General features: G+C 53.2%; 18 protein-coding genes. 15 read left to right on the forward strand and 3 right to left on the reverse strand.

The genetic code is table 11. The features are described 5' to 3' along the window. The first annotated feature begins 219 nt into the window (after positions 1-219). The 8 genes from AB7038_RS06415 (at position 220) to der (ending at position 9,034) form a co-directional block, all read left to right on the forward strand. Complete coding sequence (locus AB7038_RS06415; RefSeq protein ID WP_368888604.1) at positions 220-1,398, forward strand: bifunctional tRNA (adenosine(37)-C2)-methyltransferase TrmG/ribosomal RNA large subunit methyltransferase RlmN; 1,179 nt, start codon at positions 220-222, stop codon at positions 1,396-1,398. Positions 1,399-1,469: 71 nt separating this feature from the next. After that, a complete protein-coding gene (locus AB7038_RS06420; protein ID WP_368888603.1) occupies positions 1,470-1,820 on the forward strand; it encodes a tetratricopeptide repeat protein in 351 nt (116 codons plus the stop codon). A gap of 143 nt (positions 1,821-1,963) precedes the next feature. Then, complete coding sequence (gene rodZ, locus AB7038_RS06425; protein WP_072871720.1) at positions 1,964-2,932, forward strand: cytoskeleton protein RodZ; 969 nt, start codon at positions 1,964-1,966, stop codon at positions 2,930-2,932. 79 nt (positions 2,933-3,011) lie between these two features. Next, positions 3,012-4,136 (forward strand): flavodoxin-dependent (E)-4-hydroxy-3-methylbut-2-enyl-diphosphate synthase, encoded by a 1,125-nt coding sequence (gene ispG / locus AB7038_RS06430; protein WP_108657388.1) that lies wholly within the window; start codon positions 3,012-3,014, stop codon positions 4,134-4,136. Positions 4,137-4,284: 148 nt separating this feature from the next. Further along, on the forward strand, positions 4,285-5,565 hold the full coding sequence (hisS, locus tag AB7038_RS06435; protein WP_369452970.1) for a histidine--tRNA ligase: 1,281 nt from the start codon (positions 4,285-4,287) through the stop codon (positions 5,563-5,565). Positions 5,566-5,575: 10 nt separating this feature from the next. Then, positions 5,576-6,193 (forward strand): YfgM family protein, encoded by a 618-nt coding sequence (locus tag AB7038_RS06440; protein WP_369452971.1) that lies wholly within the window; start codon positions 5,576-5,578, stop codon positions 6,191-6,193. Positions 6,194-6,207: 14 nt separating this feature from the next. Continuing rightward, positions 6,208-7,380 (forward strand): outer membrane protein assembly factor BamB, encoded by a 1,173-nt coding sequence (bamB, locus tag AB7038_RS06445; RefSeq protein WP_368888602.1) that lies wholly within the window; start codon positions 6,208-6,210, stop codon positions 7,378-7,380. Positions 7,381-7,528: 148 nt separating this feature from the next. Then, positions 7,529-9,034, forward strand: coding sequence for a ribosome biogenesis GTPase Der (gene der / locus AB7038_RS06450; RefSeq protein WP_108657383.1), 1,506 nt, complete (start codon positions 7,529-7,531; stop codon positions 9,032-9,034). A 47-nt stretch (positions 9,035-9,081) separates the two neighbouring features. Here der and AB7038_RS06455 read toward each other — a convergent pair whose 3' ends face one another. Beyond that, a complete protein-coding gene (locus AB7038_RS06455; RefSeq protein ID WP_369452972.1) occupies positions 9,082-10,182 on the reverse strand; it encodes a M4 family metallopeptidase in 1,101 nt (366 codons plus the stop codon). A 101-nt stretch (positions 10,183-10,283) separates the two neighbouring features. Continuing rightward, positions 10,284-11,189 (reverse strand): oxygen-dependent coproporphyrinogen oxidase, encoded by a 906-nt coding sequence (hemF, locus tag AB7038_RS06460; RefSeq protein WP_368888600.1) that lies wholly within the window; start codon positions 11,187-11,189, stop codon positions 10,284-10,286. A 113-nt stretch (positions 11,190-11,302) separates the two neighbouring features. Between hemF and AB7038_RS06465 the strand changes: the two genes are divergently transcribed. Next, complete coding sequence (locus AB7038_RS06465) at positions 11,303-11,734, forward strand: GNAT family acetyltransferase (protein ID WP_368888599.1); 432 nt, start codon at positions 11,303-11,305, stop codon at positions 11,732-11,734. On the opposite strand, the gene AB7038_RS06470 is transcribed toward AB7038_RS06465, so the two are convergent. After that, positions 11,731-12,144 (reverse strand): YgiW/YdeI family stress tolerance OB fold protein, encoded by a 414-nt coding sequence (locus AB7038_RS06470; RefSeq protein WP_369452973.1) that lies wholly within the window; start codon positions 12,142-12,144, stop codon positions 11,731-11,733. The genes AB7038_RS06465 and AB7038_RS06470 overlap by 4 nt on opposite strands. Positions 12,145-12,325: 181 nt before the next feature. On the opposite strand from AB7038_RS06470, the gene AB7038_RS06475 reads away from it, so the two are divergent. The 6 genes from AB7038_RS06475 to AB7038_RS06500 all read left to right on the forward strand — a co-directional run bounded on the left by AB7038_RS06475 (position 12,326) and on the right by AB7038_RS06500 (position 18,066). Continuing rightward, entirely contained in the window at positions 12,326-12,919 is a 594-nt protein-coding gene (locus AB7038_RS06475) for an RpoE-regulated lipoprotein (RefSeq protein WP_369452974.1), read from the forward strand. 102 nt (positions 12,920-13,021) lie between these two features. Beyond that, the gene (locus AB7038_RS06480; protein WP_369452975.1) at positions 13,022-13,918 is read left to right on the forward strand and encodes a Dyp-type peroxidase; all 897 of its coding nucleotides are present in this window, start codon (positions 13,022-13,024) and stop codon (positions 13,916-13,918) included. 380 nt (positions 13,919-14,298) lie between these two features. Next, positions 14,299-15,330, forward strand: coding sequence for a thiosulfate ABC transporter substrate-binding protein CysP (gene cysP, locus AB7038_RS06485; RefSeq protein WP_369452976.1), 1,032 nt, complete (start codon positions 14,299-14,301; stop codon positions 15,328-15,330). Between the two features lies 1 nt (position 15,331). Then, complete coding sequence (cysT, locus tag AB7038_RS06490; protein ID WP_369452977.1) at positions 15,332-16,159, forward strand: sulfate/thiosulfate ABC transporter permease CysT; 828 nt, start codon at positions 15,332-15,334, stop codon at positions 16,157-16,159. Then, positions 16,152-16,994 (forward strand): sulfate/thiosulfate ABC transporter permease CysW, encoded by an 843-nt coding sequence (gene cysW, locus AB7038_RS06495; RefSeq protein WP_369452978.1) that lies wholly within the window; start codon positions 16,152-16,154, stop codon positions 16,992-16,994. The genes cysT and cysW overlap by 8 nt, the downstream gene beginning before the upstream one ends. Next, complete coding sequence (locus AB7038_RS06500; RefSeq protein WP_369452979.1) at positions 16,984-18,066, forward strand: ATP-binding cassette domain-containing protein; 1,083 nt, start codon at positions 16,984-16,986, stop codon at positions 18,064-18,066. The genes cysW and AB7038_RS06500 overlap by 11 nt, the downstream gene beginning before the upstream one ends. The last annotated feature ends 20 nt before the right edge of the window (positions 18,067-18,086 follow it).

Raw genomic sequence — 18,086 nt, forward strand, 5'->3', positions numbered from 1 at the left:
ACAAGCACTATTATTCAATAAATCGATTTACATTTACGTGTTTTAATTTGCCATATCACCATTAATGTTTGTACAATGCCGCGCCCCGTTATGATACGGGGCTTTTATATTTCCGCCGTATCCGTGACGCAGTCCGTTTCAGCGGCTATCCTTATTCCTGTATCTGTGATGCGCGTCGCGTGTCACCGCCGAAAGTGTAACAACGAGGCAATGTTAACAATGTCAGAACTGACCACCCAAGATGCCTGTGCAACAGGCTCCGCACCGATTGCTCCTGAAAAAATCAACGGAAAAATTAATTTACTCGACCTGACCCGTAAAGAGATGCGTCAGTTTTTCGCCGATATGGGTGAGAAACCTTTCCGTGCTGATCAGGTGATGAAGTGGATTTACCACTATTGCTATGACGATTTCGATCTGATGACCGATATCAATAAAGTGCTGCGCACCAAACTGAAAGCGGTGGCGGAAATCCGTGCCCCGGAAGTGTCGGAAGAACAGCGCTCTGCGGACGGCACCATCAAGTGGGCTATCCGGGTCGGCGATCAGGAAGTGGAAACTGTCTATATCCCGGAAGATGACCGCGCCACCCTGTGTGTCTCTTCCCAGGTCGGTTGTGCGCTGGAATGTAAATTCTGCTCAACCGCGCAGCAGGGCTTTAACCGCAACCTGCGGGTCTCTGAAATTATCGGCCAGGTCTGGCGTGCTGCGAAAATTATCGGCTCCCTGAAATCCAGCGGCCGCCGTCCTATCACCAACGTGGTGATGATGGGGATGGGAGAACCGCTGCTGAACCTGACCCATGTTGTCCCGGCGATGGAAATCATGCTGGATGACTTCGGTTTCGGGCTTTCCAAACGCCGCGTGACGATTTCCACCTCCGGTGTGGTCCCGGCACTGGATAAACTCGGTGATATGATTGATGTGGCGCTCGCCATTTCCCTGCACGCACCGACGGATGATGTGCGTGATGAAATCGTGCCGATTAACAAAAAATATAACATTGAGACATTCCTGGCATCTGTGCGCCGTTATCTCGGAAAATCCAATGCGAACGGCGGCCGTGTGACCGTGGAATACGTCATGCTGGATCATATCAATGACAGCACTGATCAGGCGCATCAGCTGGCGGCCTGCCTGAAAGACACGCCGAGCAAAATCAACCTGATCCCGTGGAACCCGTTCCCGGGTGCCCCTTACGGGCGCAGCTCCAACAGCCGGATCGACCGTTTTGCCAAGGTACTGATGGAATACGGATTCACCACCATTGTCCGCAAGACCCGCGGTGATGATATTGACGCTGCCTGCGGACAGCTGGCCGGTGATGTTATCGACCGGACCAAGCGGACACTGAAAAAACGCATGGCCGGTGAACCAATTTCTGTCAAAGCAGTCTGACAGTAATATTAAGTAACACTCCCGGGTGACACTTTACGTTAATATACCTGCCTTACAGACAAGGAGGCAGTATGATAAGGACGTATTCCCCGGGCTTAATTGCAGTAATGCTGCTGGCAGGATGCCGGACAGTACCCGTGACACAGACAGTACCGGCTGCGACCGGTATCCGTCTTGCACTGGGTGAGGCTTATCTTCAGGCCGGCCGGTATGATGCCGCCCGGTATCATTTTGACCGGGTACTGAAAGCACAGCCGCAGCATACCGGTGCGCTGACAGGTGCGGCGCTGAGTGCAAAATGCGATCAGCGGCCTGAAATTGCGGAAAAATACCTGAATTTAGCCGTGAATTCCCCGTCAGGCAGTGATAGTGTGGTACAGTACATTTTGGCTTATGAGTGTCCGCCGGATAACAGTCTGTAAAACAATATAAAAGTGATGTTGTTTTCAGGATTATTTTTATCATTACGGGTGGCATGCAGTATGCCGGAATACGGAACTTCGGTGCGCGGAAGGGCAGATCTCCGCGCTTTCTCGTAACCAGAACTGTTTGTGTCCTGAAACTCATGAATAACTCTCAATCTCAAGATAATCTCCAACTCACTCTTGGCCAATTCTTAACACAACGTCGGGAACAACTTCAGTTATCACGGGAAACAGTCGCCGACAGACTTTGTCTTAAACTGACTACAGTGCGTGAAATCGAAGAAGATGCACTGAAAGAAGGTAACCCGACCTTTATCCGCGGTTATGTCCGCACGTATGCCAAGCTGTTGCAGATCCCTGAATCTGCAATCATGCCTTATCTTGATAAAATCGCTCCCGCTCAGATGACCAAAGTTCAGCCGATGAAAAGTGTGACTATCGGCCGCCAGCGTAAAAAACGCGAAGGCTGGCTGATGAAGTTTACCTGGCTGGTGCTGCTGGTGGTTCTCGCCCTGGTGGGCGTTTGGTGGTGGCAACAGTATCAGGCACAACAGGCCGATATTGCCTCACTGGCACAACAGAATGATGTCACTGTGAATGCCCCGGCAGATGTTCCGGGGACCGATCCGGCAGACAGCACCGCACCACAGACACTGAATACCCCTGCCGGGACACCGGATACCGTACCGGCCGGTAATACCAATACCGCTGCACTGGAATTATCGGCAGCTACCCCGCAGGATCAGGAAATTGACAGCAGTAAAATCGTGCCGCTGCCGGGCAGTGACCGCGTACCGCCGGTTGTTAACCGCGCCGTGGACAGCGAAGGCGGCACGCTGCCGACCACCACACAGACACAGGATGGTCTGGTTCTGACCTTTAAAAACACCTGCTGGCTGGAAGTGACAGATAATAAAGGAACAAAAATTTTCAGCGGCACCAAACAGAAAGGGGATACCCTGGAATTTGCGGGCGCAGAACCTTACCGTCTGAAAATCGGCGCACCGGCTGCCGTGGATGTGCAGTTCAAAGGTCAGAGTGTTGACCTGAGCCATTTTGTTAAGGCAAACCGGGTGGCAAACCTGAGTGTGCCGAAAGCCGGTGAATAATTGGTTTATAAATTAAATCTTTACTACACAATAAACACAGCAATGATTAAGGACACAAGGATGTTCCGGAGAAAGACTTATGCATAATGAATCCCCGATAAAAAGACGCAAATCCACCCGAATTTATGTGGGAAATGTGCCGGTCGGTGATGGTGCACCAATCGCCGTGCAATCAATGACAAACACCCGGACAACGGATGTTGAGGCGACCGTCAGACAAATTAAATCCCTGGAACGCGTCGGCGTGGATATTGTCCGCGTATCAGTACCGACCATGGATGCGGCGGAAGCGTTTAAACTGATTAAACAGCAGGTTTCTGTGCCGCTGGTGGCGGACATTCACTTTGACTACCGTATTGCACTGAAAGTGGCGGAATACGGAGTGGATTGTCTGCGTATCAACCCCGGCAATATCGGCAGTGAAGAGCGTATCCGTCAGGTGGTGGATTGCGCCCGTCATTATAATATCCCTATCCGTATCGGGGTTAACGGCGGTTCACTGGAAAAAGATATCCAGGAAAAATACGGCGAACCGACACCGGAAGCGCTGGTGGAATCTGCCATGCGTCATGTGGATATTCTCGACCGCCTGAATTTCGACCAATTCAAAGTCAGTGTAAAAGCGTCTGATGTGTTCCTGGCGGTCGGTGCCTACCGTCTGCTGGCGCAGAAAATTGATCAGCCGCTGCACCTGGGGATTACCGAAGCGGGCGGTGCACGTGCCGGTTCTGTGAAATCCGCTATCGGATTAGGTATGCTGCTGGCGGAAGGTATCGGTGATACGCTGCGTATCTCGCTGGCAGCGGATCCGGTGGAAGAGGTGAAGGTCGGTTTTGATATCCTGAAATCGCTGCGTATCCGTTCACGCGGCATTAACTTTATCGCCTGTCCGACCTGCTCCCGTCAGGAGTTCGACGTGATTGGTACCGTCAATGCGCTGGAACAGCGGCTGGAAGATATCATCACACCGATGGATGTATCGATTATCGGCTGTGTGGTCAACGGCCCGGGTGAGGCGGAAGTCTCCACACTGGGTGTGACCGGTGCGAAAACCCGCAGCGGATTCTACGAAGACGGTGTCCGTCAGAAAGAGCGTCTGGATAACACGGATATGATTGATCAGCTGGAAGCGAAAATCCGTGCCAAAGCGGCCATGCTGGATCAGAATAACCGGATTGATATCAGTCTGGTTGAGAAAGAATAATCGCGGACCGGCTCATTATTGACGGGCCGGTTTTGTCTGTTTTGGCAGATATGCTGTTTTAAGACGATATATCCGCCTCCCGATATTGCACCCGCACAGGGTCGCTTTTATAATCGGAAACATATTTCATTGAGTTAAGAGAATTAACGTGGCGACAAAAATCCAATCTGTTCGTGGTATGAATGATTATCTGCCTGCTGATACTGCGGTATGGCAGCGTATTGAAAACACGCTTAAACGCATTCTGACAAGCTACGGGATCAGTGAAATCCGTACGCCGATTGTCGAGCATACCCCCCTGTTTCAGCGCGCCATCGGTGAAGTGACTGATGTTGTTGAAAAGGAAATGTACTCTTTTCAGGACCGCGAAGAAAATGTGAGCTTAACACTGCGGCCGGAAGGAACAGCGGGCTGTGTTCGTGCCGGGATCGAGAAAGGCTTACTGTACAATCAGGAACAGCGCCTCTGGTATATCGGGCCGATGTTCCGCCACGAGCGTCCGCAGAAAGGCCGCTATCGTCAGTTCCATCAGCTGGGGGCGGAAGTTTTCGGCCTGAGCGGTCCGGATATCGATGCTGAGCTGATTATGATGACCGCCCGCTGGTGGCGTGAGCTGGGCATTGCGGAGCATGTCACCCTGGAACTGAACTCAATCGGTTCGTTACAGGCGCGTGCAAACTACCGTGAAGCACTTGTGGCCTTCCTGGAACAGCACAAAGACAAACTGAATGAAGACTGCAAACGCCGGATGTACACCAACCCGCTGCGTGTGCTGGATTCCAAAGACAGAGTTGTTCAGGAACTCCTGAACGATGCTCCGGCACTGTTTGATTATCTTGATGAAGAATCAAAAGCCCACTTTGACGGCCTGTGCGCCATCCTGGATGCTGCCGGTATTCAGTACCGCATCAACCAGCGTCTGGTCCGTGGTCTGGATTACTATAACCGCACTGTGTTTGAGTGGGTGACCACTGCACTGGGTTCGCAGGGAACAGTCTGCGCAGGCGGCCGTTATGACGGGCTGGTTGAACAGCTCGGCGGTCATAATACCCCGGCGGTGGGTTTTGCCATGGGTCTGGAGCGTATGGTGCTGCTGGTTCAGTCCGTTAATCCTGATTTTGTGAGCGAAACCGCAGTGACTGATATTTATCTGGCCTCCTTCGGTGAAGGCAGCCAGGTCGCGGCAATGATGCTGGCGGAACAGCTCCGCGACAGCCTGCCGGATGTGCGTATCATGACCAACTACGGCGGCGGCAACTTTAAGCGCCAACTGAGCCGTGCGGATAAAAACGGTGCGCGCATCGCCCTGATTTTAGGTGAGGATGAAATTGCCAACGGGACAGTCACTGTCAAAGAACTGGCCACCGGTGAGCAGCAGACGCTGGCACAGAGCGGGCTTTCCGCTCGTCTGAGCGAACTTTTAGGTTAAGGAGAGACGTGTGGAAGTCTATACCACAGAAAATGAACAGGTATCAGCGCTGAAGAATTTCTTTGTCGAAAACGGCAAAGCAATCGCGGCAGGTTTGATCATCGGTATCGGCGGTATTGCCGGCTGGAACTACTATCAGTCTCACCAGGTCACCAAATTACAGGATGCGGCAATTGCCTATGAAACGGCGATCGCAGCAAAAGGCACCCCGGCGGAGCAGACAGTACGTCTGCAGGCTTTTGCGAAAGAAGCCAATAACAACTACGGTGCTATCGCCGGTCTTGATCTGGCGATGAAAGCGGTTGACAGCAACGACCTCCCGGCGGCAGAAAATGCCCTGAGCCAGGCGCTGACAAAAACCGATAATGAAGATTTAAAAGATCTGATTAATGCACGTCTGGCCCGTGTACAGCTGGGTCAGAAAAAACCGGATGCCGCGCTGGCAACCGTTGCGGCAGTGAAAGGGAAAGGCTGGGCGGCTTACGCACAGGATATCCGCGGTGACGCCCTGTTACAGAAAGGGGATGTGAAAGGCGCGCAGGAAGCCTACACCACCGGTATTCAGAGTGAAGGTGCCGGGACTATCAAATCCGTTATGACATTCAAACTCGATAATTTAGCCGGGTGAGGGGACTCTCGATAATGCAACTGCGTAAAACACTGCTGGTAGGATTAGTCGCCTCTGTGCTGCTGGCCGGCTGTTCAAGTGAACAGGATACTATCGTGATGTCACCACTGCCGGAAGTGACAAGTCAGTTCACTCCGGAAACCGTGTGGGATAAATCCGTCGGTGACGGTATCGGTAAATACTATTCTCATCTTTCCCCGGCATGGGAAGGATCCAGCGTCTATGCGGCTGACCGCAATGGCCTGGTCAAAGCCCTGGATGCCGACTCCGGCGTTGAAATCTGGTCAGTGAATCTGGCGGAAAAAACCGGTTTCTTATCCGCCAATATCCCGGCGATGTTATCCGGCGGTCTGACCGTTTCCGGTGAACACCTTTATGTGGGTACAGAGCGCGGTACGCTGATCGCCCTGAACGCAAACGACGGTGAAATCGCATGGACCGCCAACGCCGGTGGTGAAGTACTGTCCCGTCCGGAAGTCAGTGACGGTCTGGTGCTGGTGCATACCGGTAACGGCCTGTTACAGGCATTTGATACCGCGTCCGGCGAACAGCGCTGGAGCCTGAACCTGGATACCCCGAGCCTGTCCGTCCGTGGAGAATCTGCCCCGGCTGTGGCAATGGGTGCGGCATTTGTCGGTGGCGACAACGGTCGTGTCAGTGCGGTTATGCTTGGTCAGGGTCAGATTATCTGGCAGCAGCGTATTTCTCAGACAACCGGTACCACCGAAATCAGCCGTCTGAATGACGTGGATATGACCCCGGTTGTTGCTGATGGCCGTGTTTACGCTATCGCCTATAACGGCAATCTGGTAGCGATGGATATGCGCAGCGGACAAATCCTGTGGAAACGCGATTTCGGCTCAGTCAACGAACTGGTGCTGGATGGCGAATCCCTCTATGTTGTTGACCAGGATGATAACGTCTATGGCCTGCGTGCAGCAGACGGTGTCACTATGTGGTCACAGGATAAATTACTGCACCGTAATCTCTCTGCACCGGAAATCTTTAACGGCTATCTGGTGGTGGGTGACGGTGAAGGTTATCTCCACTGGCTGGATACCTCTAACGGACAGTTCGTGGCACAGAATAAGCTCAACAGCTCCGGTATTCTCAGCCGTCCGTCGATTGCCGGTGATAAACTGATGGTGCAGGCTCGTGACGGACGCCTGTACCTGCTCCGCCGCTGACAGTAAACCGCTGTTTCCGGCATCACTCCGGCAGGGTAACTGACTGCGGAGTGGTTTCATTGACGGCTCCTGAATGACAGGGGCCGTTTCGTCTTTAATCTCCTGTATGGTGCAGGGGATTTTTTCAGTGTTATGAGGCAGTAAAAGCATGATACCTGTCGTTGCTCTGGTCGGGCGTCCCAATGTCGGGAAGTCCACATTATTCAACCGCTTAACGCGTACGCGCGATGCGTTGGTTGCTGATTTCCCCGGCCTGACGCGGGATCGTAAGTACGGTCGTGCAGAGGTTGAGGGACAGGAATTTATTATTATCGATACCGGCGGTATTGACGGTACGGAAGAGGGTGTTGAAACCCACATGGCCGCACAATCACTGCTGGCGATTGAAGAGGCCGATATCGTGCTGTTTATGGTGGATGCCCGTTCCGGCCTGATGCCGGCGGACAGCGGTATTGCCAAACATCTGCGCAGCCGCGATAACAAAACCACCTTTGTGGTGGCGAACAAAATCGATGGTATCGATCAGGATCAGGCGCTGGGTGAATTCTACAGCCTGGGCCTGGGCGAAGTGGTGCCTATCGCCGCCTCACACGGGCGTGGTGTGAGCCAGCTGATCACCCGCGCTCTGGTGCCGTTCTATGGCGAACCGGAAAGTGAGGATGATGAGCGCGAGTTAACCGAAGAAGAGGCTAACGCCGCGTACTGGGCAGAGCAGGAAGCCCTGGCTCAGGCAGCAGAAACGGAAGACAGCGAAGAAGAAGATGATTTCAACCCGATTGATCAGCCGATTAAAATGGCGATTGTCGGTCGTCCGAATGTCGGGAAATCCACACTGACCAACCGTATCCTCGGTGAAGAGCGTGTGGTGGTTTACGATATGCCGGGTACCACCCGTGACAGTATCTATATCCCGATGGAACGCGACGGGCGCGAGTATATTATTATCGATACTGCCGGTGTGCGTAAACGCGGTAAAGTGACTGAAACGGTTGAAAAATTCTCCGTTATCAAAACACTGCAGGCGATTGAAGATGCGAACGTGGTGCTGCTGGTGATTGATGCCCGCGAAGGGATTTCAGACCAGGATCTGTCACTGCTGGGTTTTATCCTCAATGCAGGCCGTTCTCTGGTTATCGCCATCAACAAATGGGACGGAATGACCGCAGACGATCGCGAACACGTCAAAGATATGCTGGAACTGCGTCTCGGCTTCGTTGATTTTGCCCGTATCCACTTTATCTCCGCGCTGCACGGCAGCGGTGTCGGTAACCTGTTTGACTCGGTACAGGAAGCGTATGACTGCGCGACCCGCCGTGTCAGTACCGCACTGGTGACCCGCATCATGAAAATGGCAGCGGAAGATCACCAGCCGCCGCTGGTTCGCGGCCGCCGTGTCAAACTAAAATATGCGCATGCAGGGGGTTATAACCCGCCGATTATTGTTATCCACGGTAACCAGGTGTCAGATTTACCGGATGGCTATAAACGTTACCTGATGAACTATTTCCGTCAGTCCCTGAAAGTGATGGGCACGCCTATCCGCATCCAGTTTAAAGAGGGTGAAAACCCGTTTGCGGATAAGAAAAACGTGCTGACAGCCACCCAGCTGCGGAAACGTAAACGCCTGATGTCTCATATTAAGAAAGGGCGTTAATCAGGAAAACCCGCATTGAAATGCGGGTTTTTTATATCTGAACATTATCACGGCTCCAGCCCGACAGCTTTCCACGCGCTCAGCAGTATGGCCGCAACTTCCTCATCATAATTTTCATCGGCAACGGTCAGGGTTTCTCGGGCGAAGGTGAGAAAATCACACTCCGGCGGCAGATTGCCTCTGCGCAGTGTGTCGAACCAGATTTGTCCGGCTACTTCCCAGCTGTACCCGCCGAGGGCAGAGGCGAAATGGTAAAATGCATGGTTCGGGATACCGGAGTAGCAATGCACGCCGCCGTTATCATTCTCCGGGTCATCCGGCAGCGCAATGTAATCCCGCATATGTGCCACCTGTTTATCTTTGCCGATCATCGGATGGTTATAGGCACTTCCCGGTGACGAAAGGGAACGCAGTGCTTTAATTCCGCTTTGTTTATTGAACAAGGTTCTGCCGATATGCCAGTCCCCCTGATGGCTGGCGTGACGGCTGCGGTAATGACCCAGCATAACGGTAAACACATCACAGACAGATTCATTCAGGGCTCCGGACTGGTGGCTGTAGGTCAGCGGGGAAAGGTGATCAATCACGGCGTGGGAAAACTCGTGCGTGGCGATATCGAGCTGGGCAAAGCTCATAAACAGCGGAGAAACACTCATCCCTGCATCGCCGGCACCAAACACCAGATGTGCGCCGTTCCAGAAGGCATTGCAGTAGCCGCGTCCGTAATGTGTCATGGCGGAGATGGTGGCATTGCTGTTATTAAAAGATTTGTAATCAAAGACATCATCAAAAAAGCCGTAAATGATATCAAGATATTCAAACATATTGTCGGTATCGGTATCCTGCCGGATAGCCATATGCGGCTGAGCGTTTTCCGCTTTCCGGTCCTCACGGTAATACAGATCCGGAATAATGGTCAGATTTTTCAGATGCATCACCCGGCGGTGTGCCGGAGAATGGCACCCGGCATCCGGCAGGGCGGCATAACTGAGAGGCATCATTTCTGTTTCCGGCAGGCGTTGGTAACCCAGCAAGCGCTGCATATGCTGATAACATAACTGAGTTTCTTCGTGATCCCCCTCATGAAGCAGGCGTTTTTTCAGGATCCAGGGCGGTAAAAATGAATAACGCGGGGCATGTGCTGACATAGGCGGTTCTCCTGTTGTTGGAGCCGCCATCTTTGCGGAGAAAAATACTTACCACAGCAGATTATCAGCCTGCTTTTCAGTCAGCACACTGTGAAGGGTTATCAGACCCAGTCGCGGGGGATAAGAAAATCACTCAGTGCGGCTTCCGGGGAGCCGGCCTGCGGCTGGTAGTCATATTCCCAGCGCACCAGCGGCGGCATTGACATCAGGATGGATTCGGTCCGCCCGCCGCTCTGTAAACCGAAAAGTGTGCCGCGATCCCACACCAGATTAAACTCCACATAGCGACCGCGCCGGTAAAGCTGAAACTGGCGTTCGCGCTCACCATAAGGAATGGAACGACGTTTTTCCGCGATCGGCAGATAAGCCCGGGTAAAGCCGTTGCCGACAGCTTGTGTGAAGGCAAAGCATTCCTCAAAACCGGGCTTATTCAGATCATCAAAGAACAGGCCGCCGATGCCGCGCGCTTCGCTGCGGTGCTTCAGATAAAAGTAGTCGTCGCACCATTTTTTATAACGCGGCCAGGCATCTTCGCCCAGCGGGGTGCAGATACCCCGGGCGACGCTGTGCCAGTGTACGGCATCTTCAGTGAAAGGATAAAAAGGGGTCAGGTCAAAACCGCCGCCGAACCACCAGACCGGGTCACATCCGTTTTTTTCGGCAATAAAAAAGCGTACGTTGGCGTGTGCAGCCGGGACATACGGATTATGAGGATGAAGTACCAGCGAAACGCCCATGGCCTGATAGTGACGCCCGGCCAGTTCCGGACGGTGTGCCGTGGCAGACGGCGGCAGGCTGTCCCCGCTGACATGTGAAAAATTAACACCGGCCTGTTCAAACAGTGCACCGGATTTCAGTACCCGGCTGCGTCCGCCGCCGCCGGACTCCCGCTGCCACTTATCTTCGGTAAACTCAGCACCGCCGTCACAGGCGGCGAGTTGCCCGCAAAGGGAATCCTGTAATCTGAGAAAAAAATCTTTAACACTGTCACTATCAGGGATATTCATTACATCACGACCATTGAGCTGCTGATAAACTTTAGTATATCATTTTGTTTTTATAAGATATCACACCCGTTTCCTCACGGACACGGGCAGACAACCGGCAGACAGGTAACGGTATGGACATTCGCACATTTCAGCAAGGCGATTTTGAAGAGGTTGTTGCGCTCTGGGAGCGTTGTGATCTGGTCACCCCTCCGGATGACCCGGAAACCGTGATTGAGCGGAAAATGGCACACGACCCGGCACTGTTTCTGGTGGCGGAAGTCAACGGCGAGGTGGTGGGCACACTGCTGGGCGGTTATGACGGATACCGGGGCTATGCCTATTATCTGGCGGTGCATCCGGAATTTCAGGGTCGGGGAATTGCCAATGCTATGGTGGCGAGGCTCGAGAAAAAATTGCTGGCGCGGGGATGTCCGCAGTTACTGCTGGCGATTCCGGATGATAATACCGCCACGCTGAGTATGTTTGACAAACTGGCTTACGACGAGTGTCAGCAGGACAGCCTGACCTACAGCAAAAGGCTGATCACAGATCCGGAATATTAACTGCCGGGGTTGACCACACTGAGTGTATCGGCGGTTACCACAATCGCATGGCGGTCTTTTTCCATTCCGCCTTCAATGCGGATGGTATCATTAGGGGTGATAATCTTTTTCCCCCATAAATCCGCCGGGATTTTTACCTCGACGATACCGCTGTAATCACCCAGCAGATAGTGCTCAGCTGAAATCTGAGACTGAATATTACCTTCCAGAATCACCCGGCTGTTATCCTGCAGATAGGGTAGTTGCTTGATGATAAAGCGCTGTGGCGTTTCACATTTTACTGTGCTCTGATGATACTCATAGGCAGAAAATGACGGCAGAGCCGTGGCAGGCTGAAACCAGAATGTACCTGTCAGAACAACAGCTGAAAACAGGTAAAAAGTTGATGATGTGAATGTCATTTCAGCCATAGCTTACGACGCCGGTAAATGGAAATGTCGGTATGTACCAGGAGATATCTTATCGGAAATGTTATGTTACTGAATTGGTAAACATACCTATTTCGTTAAAATTATTTGATGTAATAATTCAGAATGAATGTTTTGTCAATTCCGGAGTCTGATATCTGAACCGAATGCAAAGGAGCAATGAATGAAGTGTTATCAGGCAATGAAACTGGCCGCCGTGGCCGGTGCCGTACTGATGCTGAACGGGTGCAGTTCGTTTTCATGGTCATCATTATCGCCGGTAAGCTGGTTCAGCAGCAGTGCGCTGACGGTAACGGCACAGGGTGTCGGCGGTGTGAATAATCAGACTGCGCTGACCGAAACGGCGATCAGTCAGGGACTGGACGATAAATACACACTGCGCGGTGGTATGCAGACCGAGCAGGGGCAGATCGTTAAAATTTTTGAAGGCCGGAAAGATGATAAAACGGTTATCCGTCTGTCCGGGCCGGAAAATGGCACCGTGCAGCGCATTGTCGCCAATGATGCGGATATCCGCACGGAATGGGACACCAAAACCGGAACCCTCTTTTCTGACATCTATCCGCAGGCCGTTGCCGGAGCCTGTACCCTGACCACTGAATTTGATGACAGTGCTCAGGTTATCTGCAGCTCACCGCAAACCCCGCGTGTTTCCTATGTTTTCCGCGGAACCTGGAACGGTCCTGAAACACTGATGCCGTCAGATGATATTCTGAAAAACTGGACAGTCAGTTATATCGTCTGGGCAAATAAATAACCCGGAATAATAAATGAACTTGCGGAATAACAAAGTAATTCCGCGTCAGTGATTTATGATAAGGCCATTTCCTGATCAGACTGACGATGCAAAGGGAGCAACATGTCACAAGCACAAAGCGGTATTCTGCCGGAACACTGCCGTTTCGGTATTTTTATTGAAGCAAACACCAAAGGTGATTTACCGGCGATCCGGCGCGGTTGTCAGGTTTTTCTGGCAGCACTGAAAAAGTTACAGACTCAGTTTCCGGCTGATCAGCTGAGTGCCACGGTAGCATTCGGTCACGACCTGTGGCGTCAGCTGGGCAGTCAGAGCAGTGCACCGGAACTGAAAAACTTCCGTGAACTGGGGCGCGGCCTGGCGCCGGCCACGCAGTATGATTTACTGATCCACATTCATTCTCAGCGTCACGATATCAACTTCTCGCTGGCACAGGCAGCGGTGGCGGCATTTGCGGATGCGGTTGAGATTCAGGGCGAAACCCACGGCTTCCGCTGGACGGAAGAGCGTGACCTGAGCGGCTTTATCGACGGCACCGAAAACCCGGAGGGGGATGAGCGTCCGGACGTGGCACTGATCGCGGATGGGGAAGATGCGGGCGGCAGTTATATCCTCACCCAGCGCTGGGCGCACAGCCTGAACAAATGGACCCGTTTTTCCGAAGAGCAGCAGGAAAAAATGATCGGCCGCACCAAAGCAGACAGCACCGAACTGGATGAAAATGTGCGTAACGTGACGTCCCACGTTTCCCGCGTGGTGATTGAGGAGGAGGGCGAAGAGCTTTCCATTCTGCGCCAGAGCCTGCCGTACGGCACTGCCAGTGGTGAGCACGGCCTGTTCTTTATCGCGTACTGCGGTCGTCTGCACAATATTGAGCAGCAATTGCTGAGTATGTTCGGTGAAACTGACGGTAAATTTGATGATCTGCTGCGTTTCAGTAAACCGAAAACCGGTGCTTATTACTACGCGCCATCACTGGCACAACTGAGTGCATTGTAATAAACCTCAGGCCATACTGTAAGTAACACCATTGCTGATGTATGGCTGAAACAACGGATAAAAGAACGAAAAGCATGCGCGTCATGGATGACGCGCCTGAGCGTACAGGGATGTATTTACAGCGACTTTTCGTTTTATCCGTTGTGGCGGCCCTCCCCGGACTTTACCGGCTTAAATAACACGATCCCGCTGTACTTTCCCCTGAGGGCAACCTCTATCCTGCGTGTATATATAACGCAGGAAGAAAAAAACATATCGATGCATAATATCGGAAAGTAAATAATCACTATATATAATTCCATAATGATATAAGTAAATGGCTTGTATCACTTTCCCGATATATGCACACTGGCCGGAGTTACCTGACATGCATCATCATAATGAGGTTCTCCGCCGTGAAACTATCTGTCAACGCTGTATTACCTGCCGGTCTGCTGCTGCTTTCTGCTGTATGGAGTGGCGCTGCCGGTGCTGCTCAGTTACTGAACAGCTCCTATGATATTGCCCGTGAGCTGTTCACGGAAATCAACCCGCTGTTTGAAAAACAGTGGAATGCGGAACACCCGGACGATCCGCTGACTATCCGCCAGTCTCACGGCGGCTCCTCAAAACAGGCGCTGGCGATATTACAGGGACTGCGGGCGGATGTGGTCACTTATAACCAGGTGACCGATGTACAGGTTCTGCATGACAAAGGCAATTTGCTGGCAGCGGACTGGCAGGCGCGTCTGCCGAATAACAGTTCCCCGTATTACTCCACCATGGCTTTCCTGGTACGCAAAGGCAATCCGAAACAGATCAAAGACTGGGATTCCCTGCTGCGTGATGATGTGAAAATCGTGTTCCCGAACCCGAAAACCTCTGGTAACGGCCGTTACACCTATCTGGCTGCGGAAGGTTTCTGGCAGCAGAAAAACGGTAAAAACAGTGCTAAAACACAGGAACAGATGAAAAAATTCCTCAGTAATGTCGCGGTATTTGATACCGGTGGCCGGGGCGCTACCACATCATTTATTGATCGCGGGCTGGGGGATGTGCTGATCAGTTTTGAATCCGAAGTGAATAATATCCGTAATGAATATGGCGCGGATGATTATGACGTTATCGTCCCGGCATCCAATATCCTGGCGGAATTCCCGGTGGCACGGGTGGATAAAAACACAGAAAAGAACGGCACTCAGGCCGTTGCCGATGCTTATCTGACTTTCCTTTACAGCCCGGCGGCACAGACCAAAATGACACAGTTTAATTACCGCGTCACTGATCCGGATGTGATGGCGGCGACCAAAGGGCAATTTCCGTCTGTCACCCTGTTTAAAGTGGAAGATCAGTTCGGTTCATGGTCTGAAGTGATGGCAAGCCGGTTTAATTCAGGCGGTGAATTTGACACCCTGATGGTTCAGGGACGCTGATATGGCAAGGCGGGTGTTGCCGGGATTCGGCCTGTCCCTCGGGTTTACGCTGCTCTACAGCGGGCTGATCCTGCTGCTGCCCCTCACGGCACTGGTATTACAGCTGGCGCAGATGAGCTGGGCGCAGTACTGGCAGATCATTACCGGGCCACAGGTGGTTGCCGCCTATAAAGTCACACTGCTCGCCGCGCTTGCCGCCAGCCTGTTTAATGCCGTTTTCGGTGTGCTGATGGCCTGGATTCTGACCCGTTACCGTTTTCCCGGCCGCCGTATTCTCGACGGCCTGATGGATTTGCCCTTTGCACTGCCCACGGCAGTTGCGGGGCTGACTCTCGCCACTCTCTTTGCCCCGAACGGCTGGTACGGCCGTTTTTTTGATTCGTTTAATATCACCGTGGTGAATACCTGGATTGGTATTGCGGTCGCGATGATGTTTACCAGTATCCCGTTTGTGGTCCGCACGGTACAGCCGGTGCTGGAAACCCTGAAACCGGAATATGAGGAAGCGGCGGAAACGCTGGGGGCTTCGCGTTTTCAGATATTCTGCCGTGTGATCTGGCCGGAAATTGCCCCGGCAGCGCTGGCGGGAACCGTTTTATCCTTTACCCGCAGTCTCGGCGAGTTTGGTGCGGTGATTTTTATCGCCGGTAACCTGGCGTGGCAGACGGAAGTGGTGTCATTCCTGATTTTTGTCCGCTTACAGGAATTTGAATACCCGGCGGCAGCGGCGATTGCCTCGGTGGTGCTGATGACCTCACTGGTTCTGCTGCTGGCGGTGAATATTATCCAGAGTCGTGCCGGATTGCGCACCGGGAGGTCTCATGGCTGATTCTCTGCGCCGCAGGCGTTTTCCGTGGCAGAAGTGGCTGCTGATCACTGCCGGTCTGCTGCTGACCTTTTTCATCCTGGTAATTCCGCTGGTGTGGATTTTTGTGACCGCACTGTCTGACGGCATCGGGGGTGTGATCCGGGCGCTGGCGGAAGCGGATATGCTGCACGCTATCTGGCTGACCGTGATTGTGGCGCTGATCACCGTGCCGGTAAACCTGATTTTCGGCACACTGCTGGCGTGGCTGGTGACGCGGTTCCGTTTTCCCGGCCGTCAGTTACTGCTGACACTGGCAGATCTGCCGTTTGCGGTATCACCGGTGATTGCCGGGCTGTTGTATCTGCTCTTATACGGTTCAAATAGTTGGCTTGGCGGTTTTCTTGAAAGCTCGCTGGATACCCAAATTATGTTTGCGCTGCCGGGGATTGTGCTGGTCACTGTGTTTGTGACCTGTCCCTATGTGGTGCGGGAACTGGTGCCGGTCATGCTCAGTCAGGGGGCGCAGGAAGAAGAGGCCGCCGTGTTACTGGGCGCCCGTGCATGGCAGATTTGGTGGCGGGTGACACTGCCGAATATCCGCTGGCCTCTGTTTTACGGTGTGATACTGACGAATGCCCGGGCTATCGGGGAGTTTGGCGCGGTATCAGTGGTCTCCGGCGCAATTCGCGGGGAGACTTTTACTTTACCGTTGCAGGTGGAATTATTGCATCAGGATTATCAGACTGTGGCGGCATTTACCGCATCCGGTCTGCTGGCACTGATGGCTGTTGTGACCCTGTGCATCCGCCATGGCGTGATGGCATATCAGGGATCCCGGAGGAAATATGAGCATTGAGATCCGCCATCTGACACACTATTTCGGTGCGGAGCCGGTATTACAGGATATCTCGCTGTCGGTGGCGGACGGCGAAATGGTGGCGCTGCTGGGGCCATCCGGCTCCGGGAAAACCACACTGCTGCGGATTATTGCCGGGCTGACCCCTCATACCGCCGGTGAGCTGTATATCAGCGGGAAAGAAGTCTCCGGGCTGGCGGCAGGGGAGCGCCGGGCCGGGTTTGTCTTCCAGCACTATGCGTTGTTCCGGCATATGACGGTGTTTGACAACATTGCATTCGGGCTGACGGTACTGCCGCGCAAAACACGTCCGTCAAAAAAAGAAATCCACGTTAAGGTGATGTCATTACTGGAAAAAATTCAGATGCCGCACCTGGCGGATCGCTATCCGGCACAGCTTTCCGGCGGACAACAACAGCGGGTGGCACTGGCCAGAGCGCTGGCGGCAGAGCCGCAGATCCTGCTGCTGGATGAACCGTTCGGTGCCCTGGATGCAGGGGTGAGAACCGAACTGCGCCGCTGGCTGCGTCAGCTGCATCAGTCACTGGGATTTACCGCCGTGTTTGTGACACACGATCAGGAAGAGGCGCTGGAAGTGGCTGACCGCATCGTGGTGATGCGCGGCGGGCATATTGAGCAGATCGCGGCACCTGAAAGCCTGGGAAATGATGACAGCAACCGCTTTGTGACAGAATTCCTCGGTCAGATAAATATTTTCCGCGGTGATATCGGCGCGGATGGCGGCGTGCGGATTGGCGGTGTACGCCAGCCGGTTGCCGCACTGACCGCCGGTTCCGGGCCGGTGTCAGTATTTGTGCGTCCCTGGTCGCTGACATTGCAGCATACCTTTTCTGCCGATGCGGTTGCCGCCCGGGTTGTGGCCATCCGTTCACACGGGCATTACCGCACTGCGGTGGTGACCACGGAAGCGGCTGAAGATGAAGTGACGGTCATTTTACCACCGGACACCCGGGCCGCTGCCGGTGATTCTGTCTGGCTGACAATCAGGGAACTGCGGCTGTTTCGCGGCGAAGATGAACTGGCGCTGCTGCCGCAGGCACAGTGCGCATAAATATGAAAATAATTCCGGTT

Source organism: Morganella morganii (genome assembly GCF_041099235.1).
Taxonomy (GTDB): domain Bacteria; phylum Pseudomonadota; class Gammaproteobacteria; order Enterobacterales; family Enterobacteriaceae; genus Morganella; species Morganella morganii_E.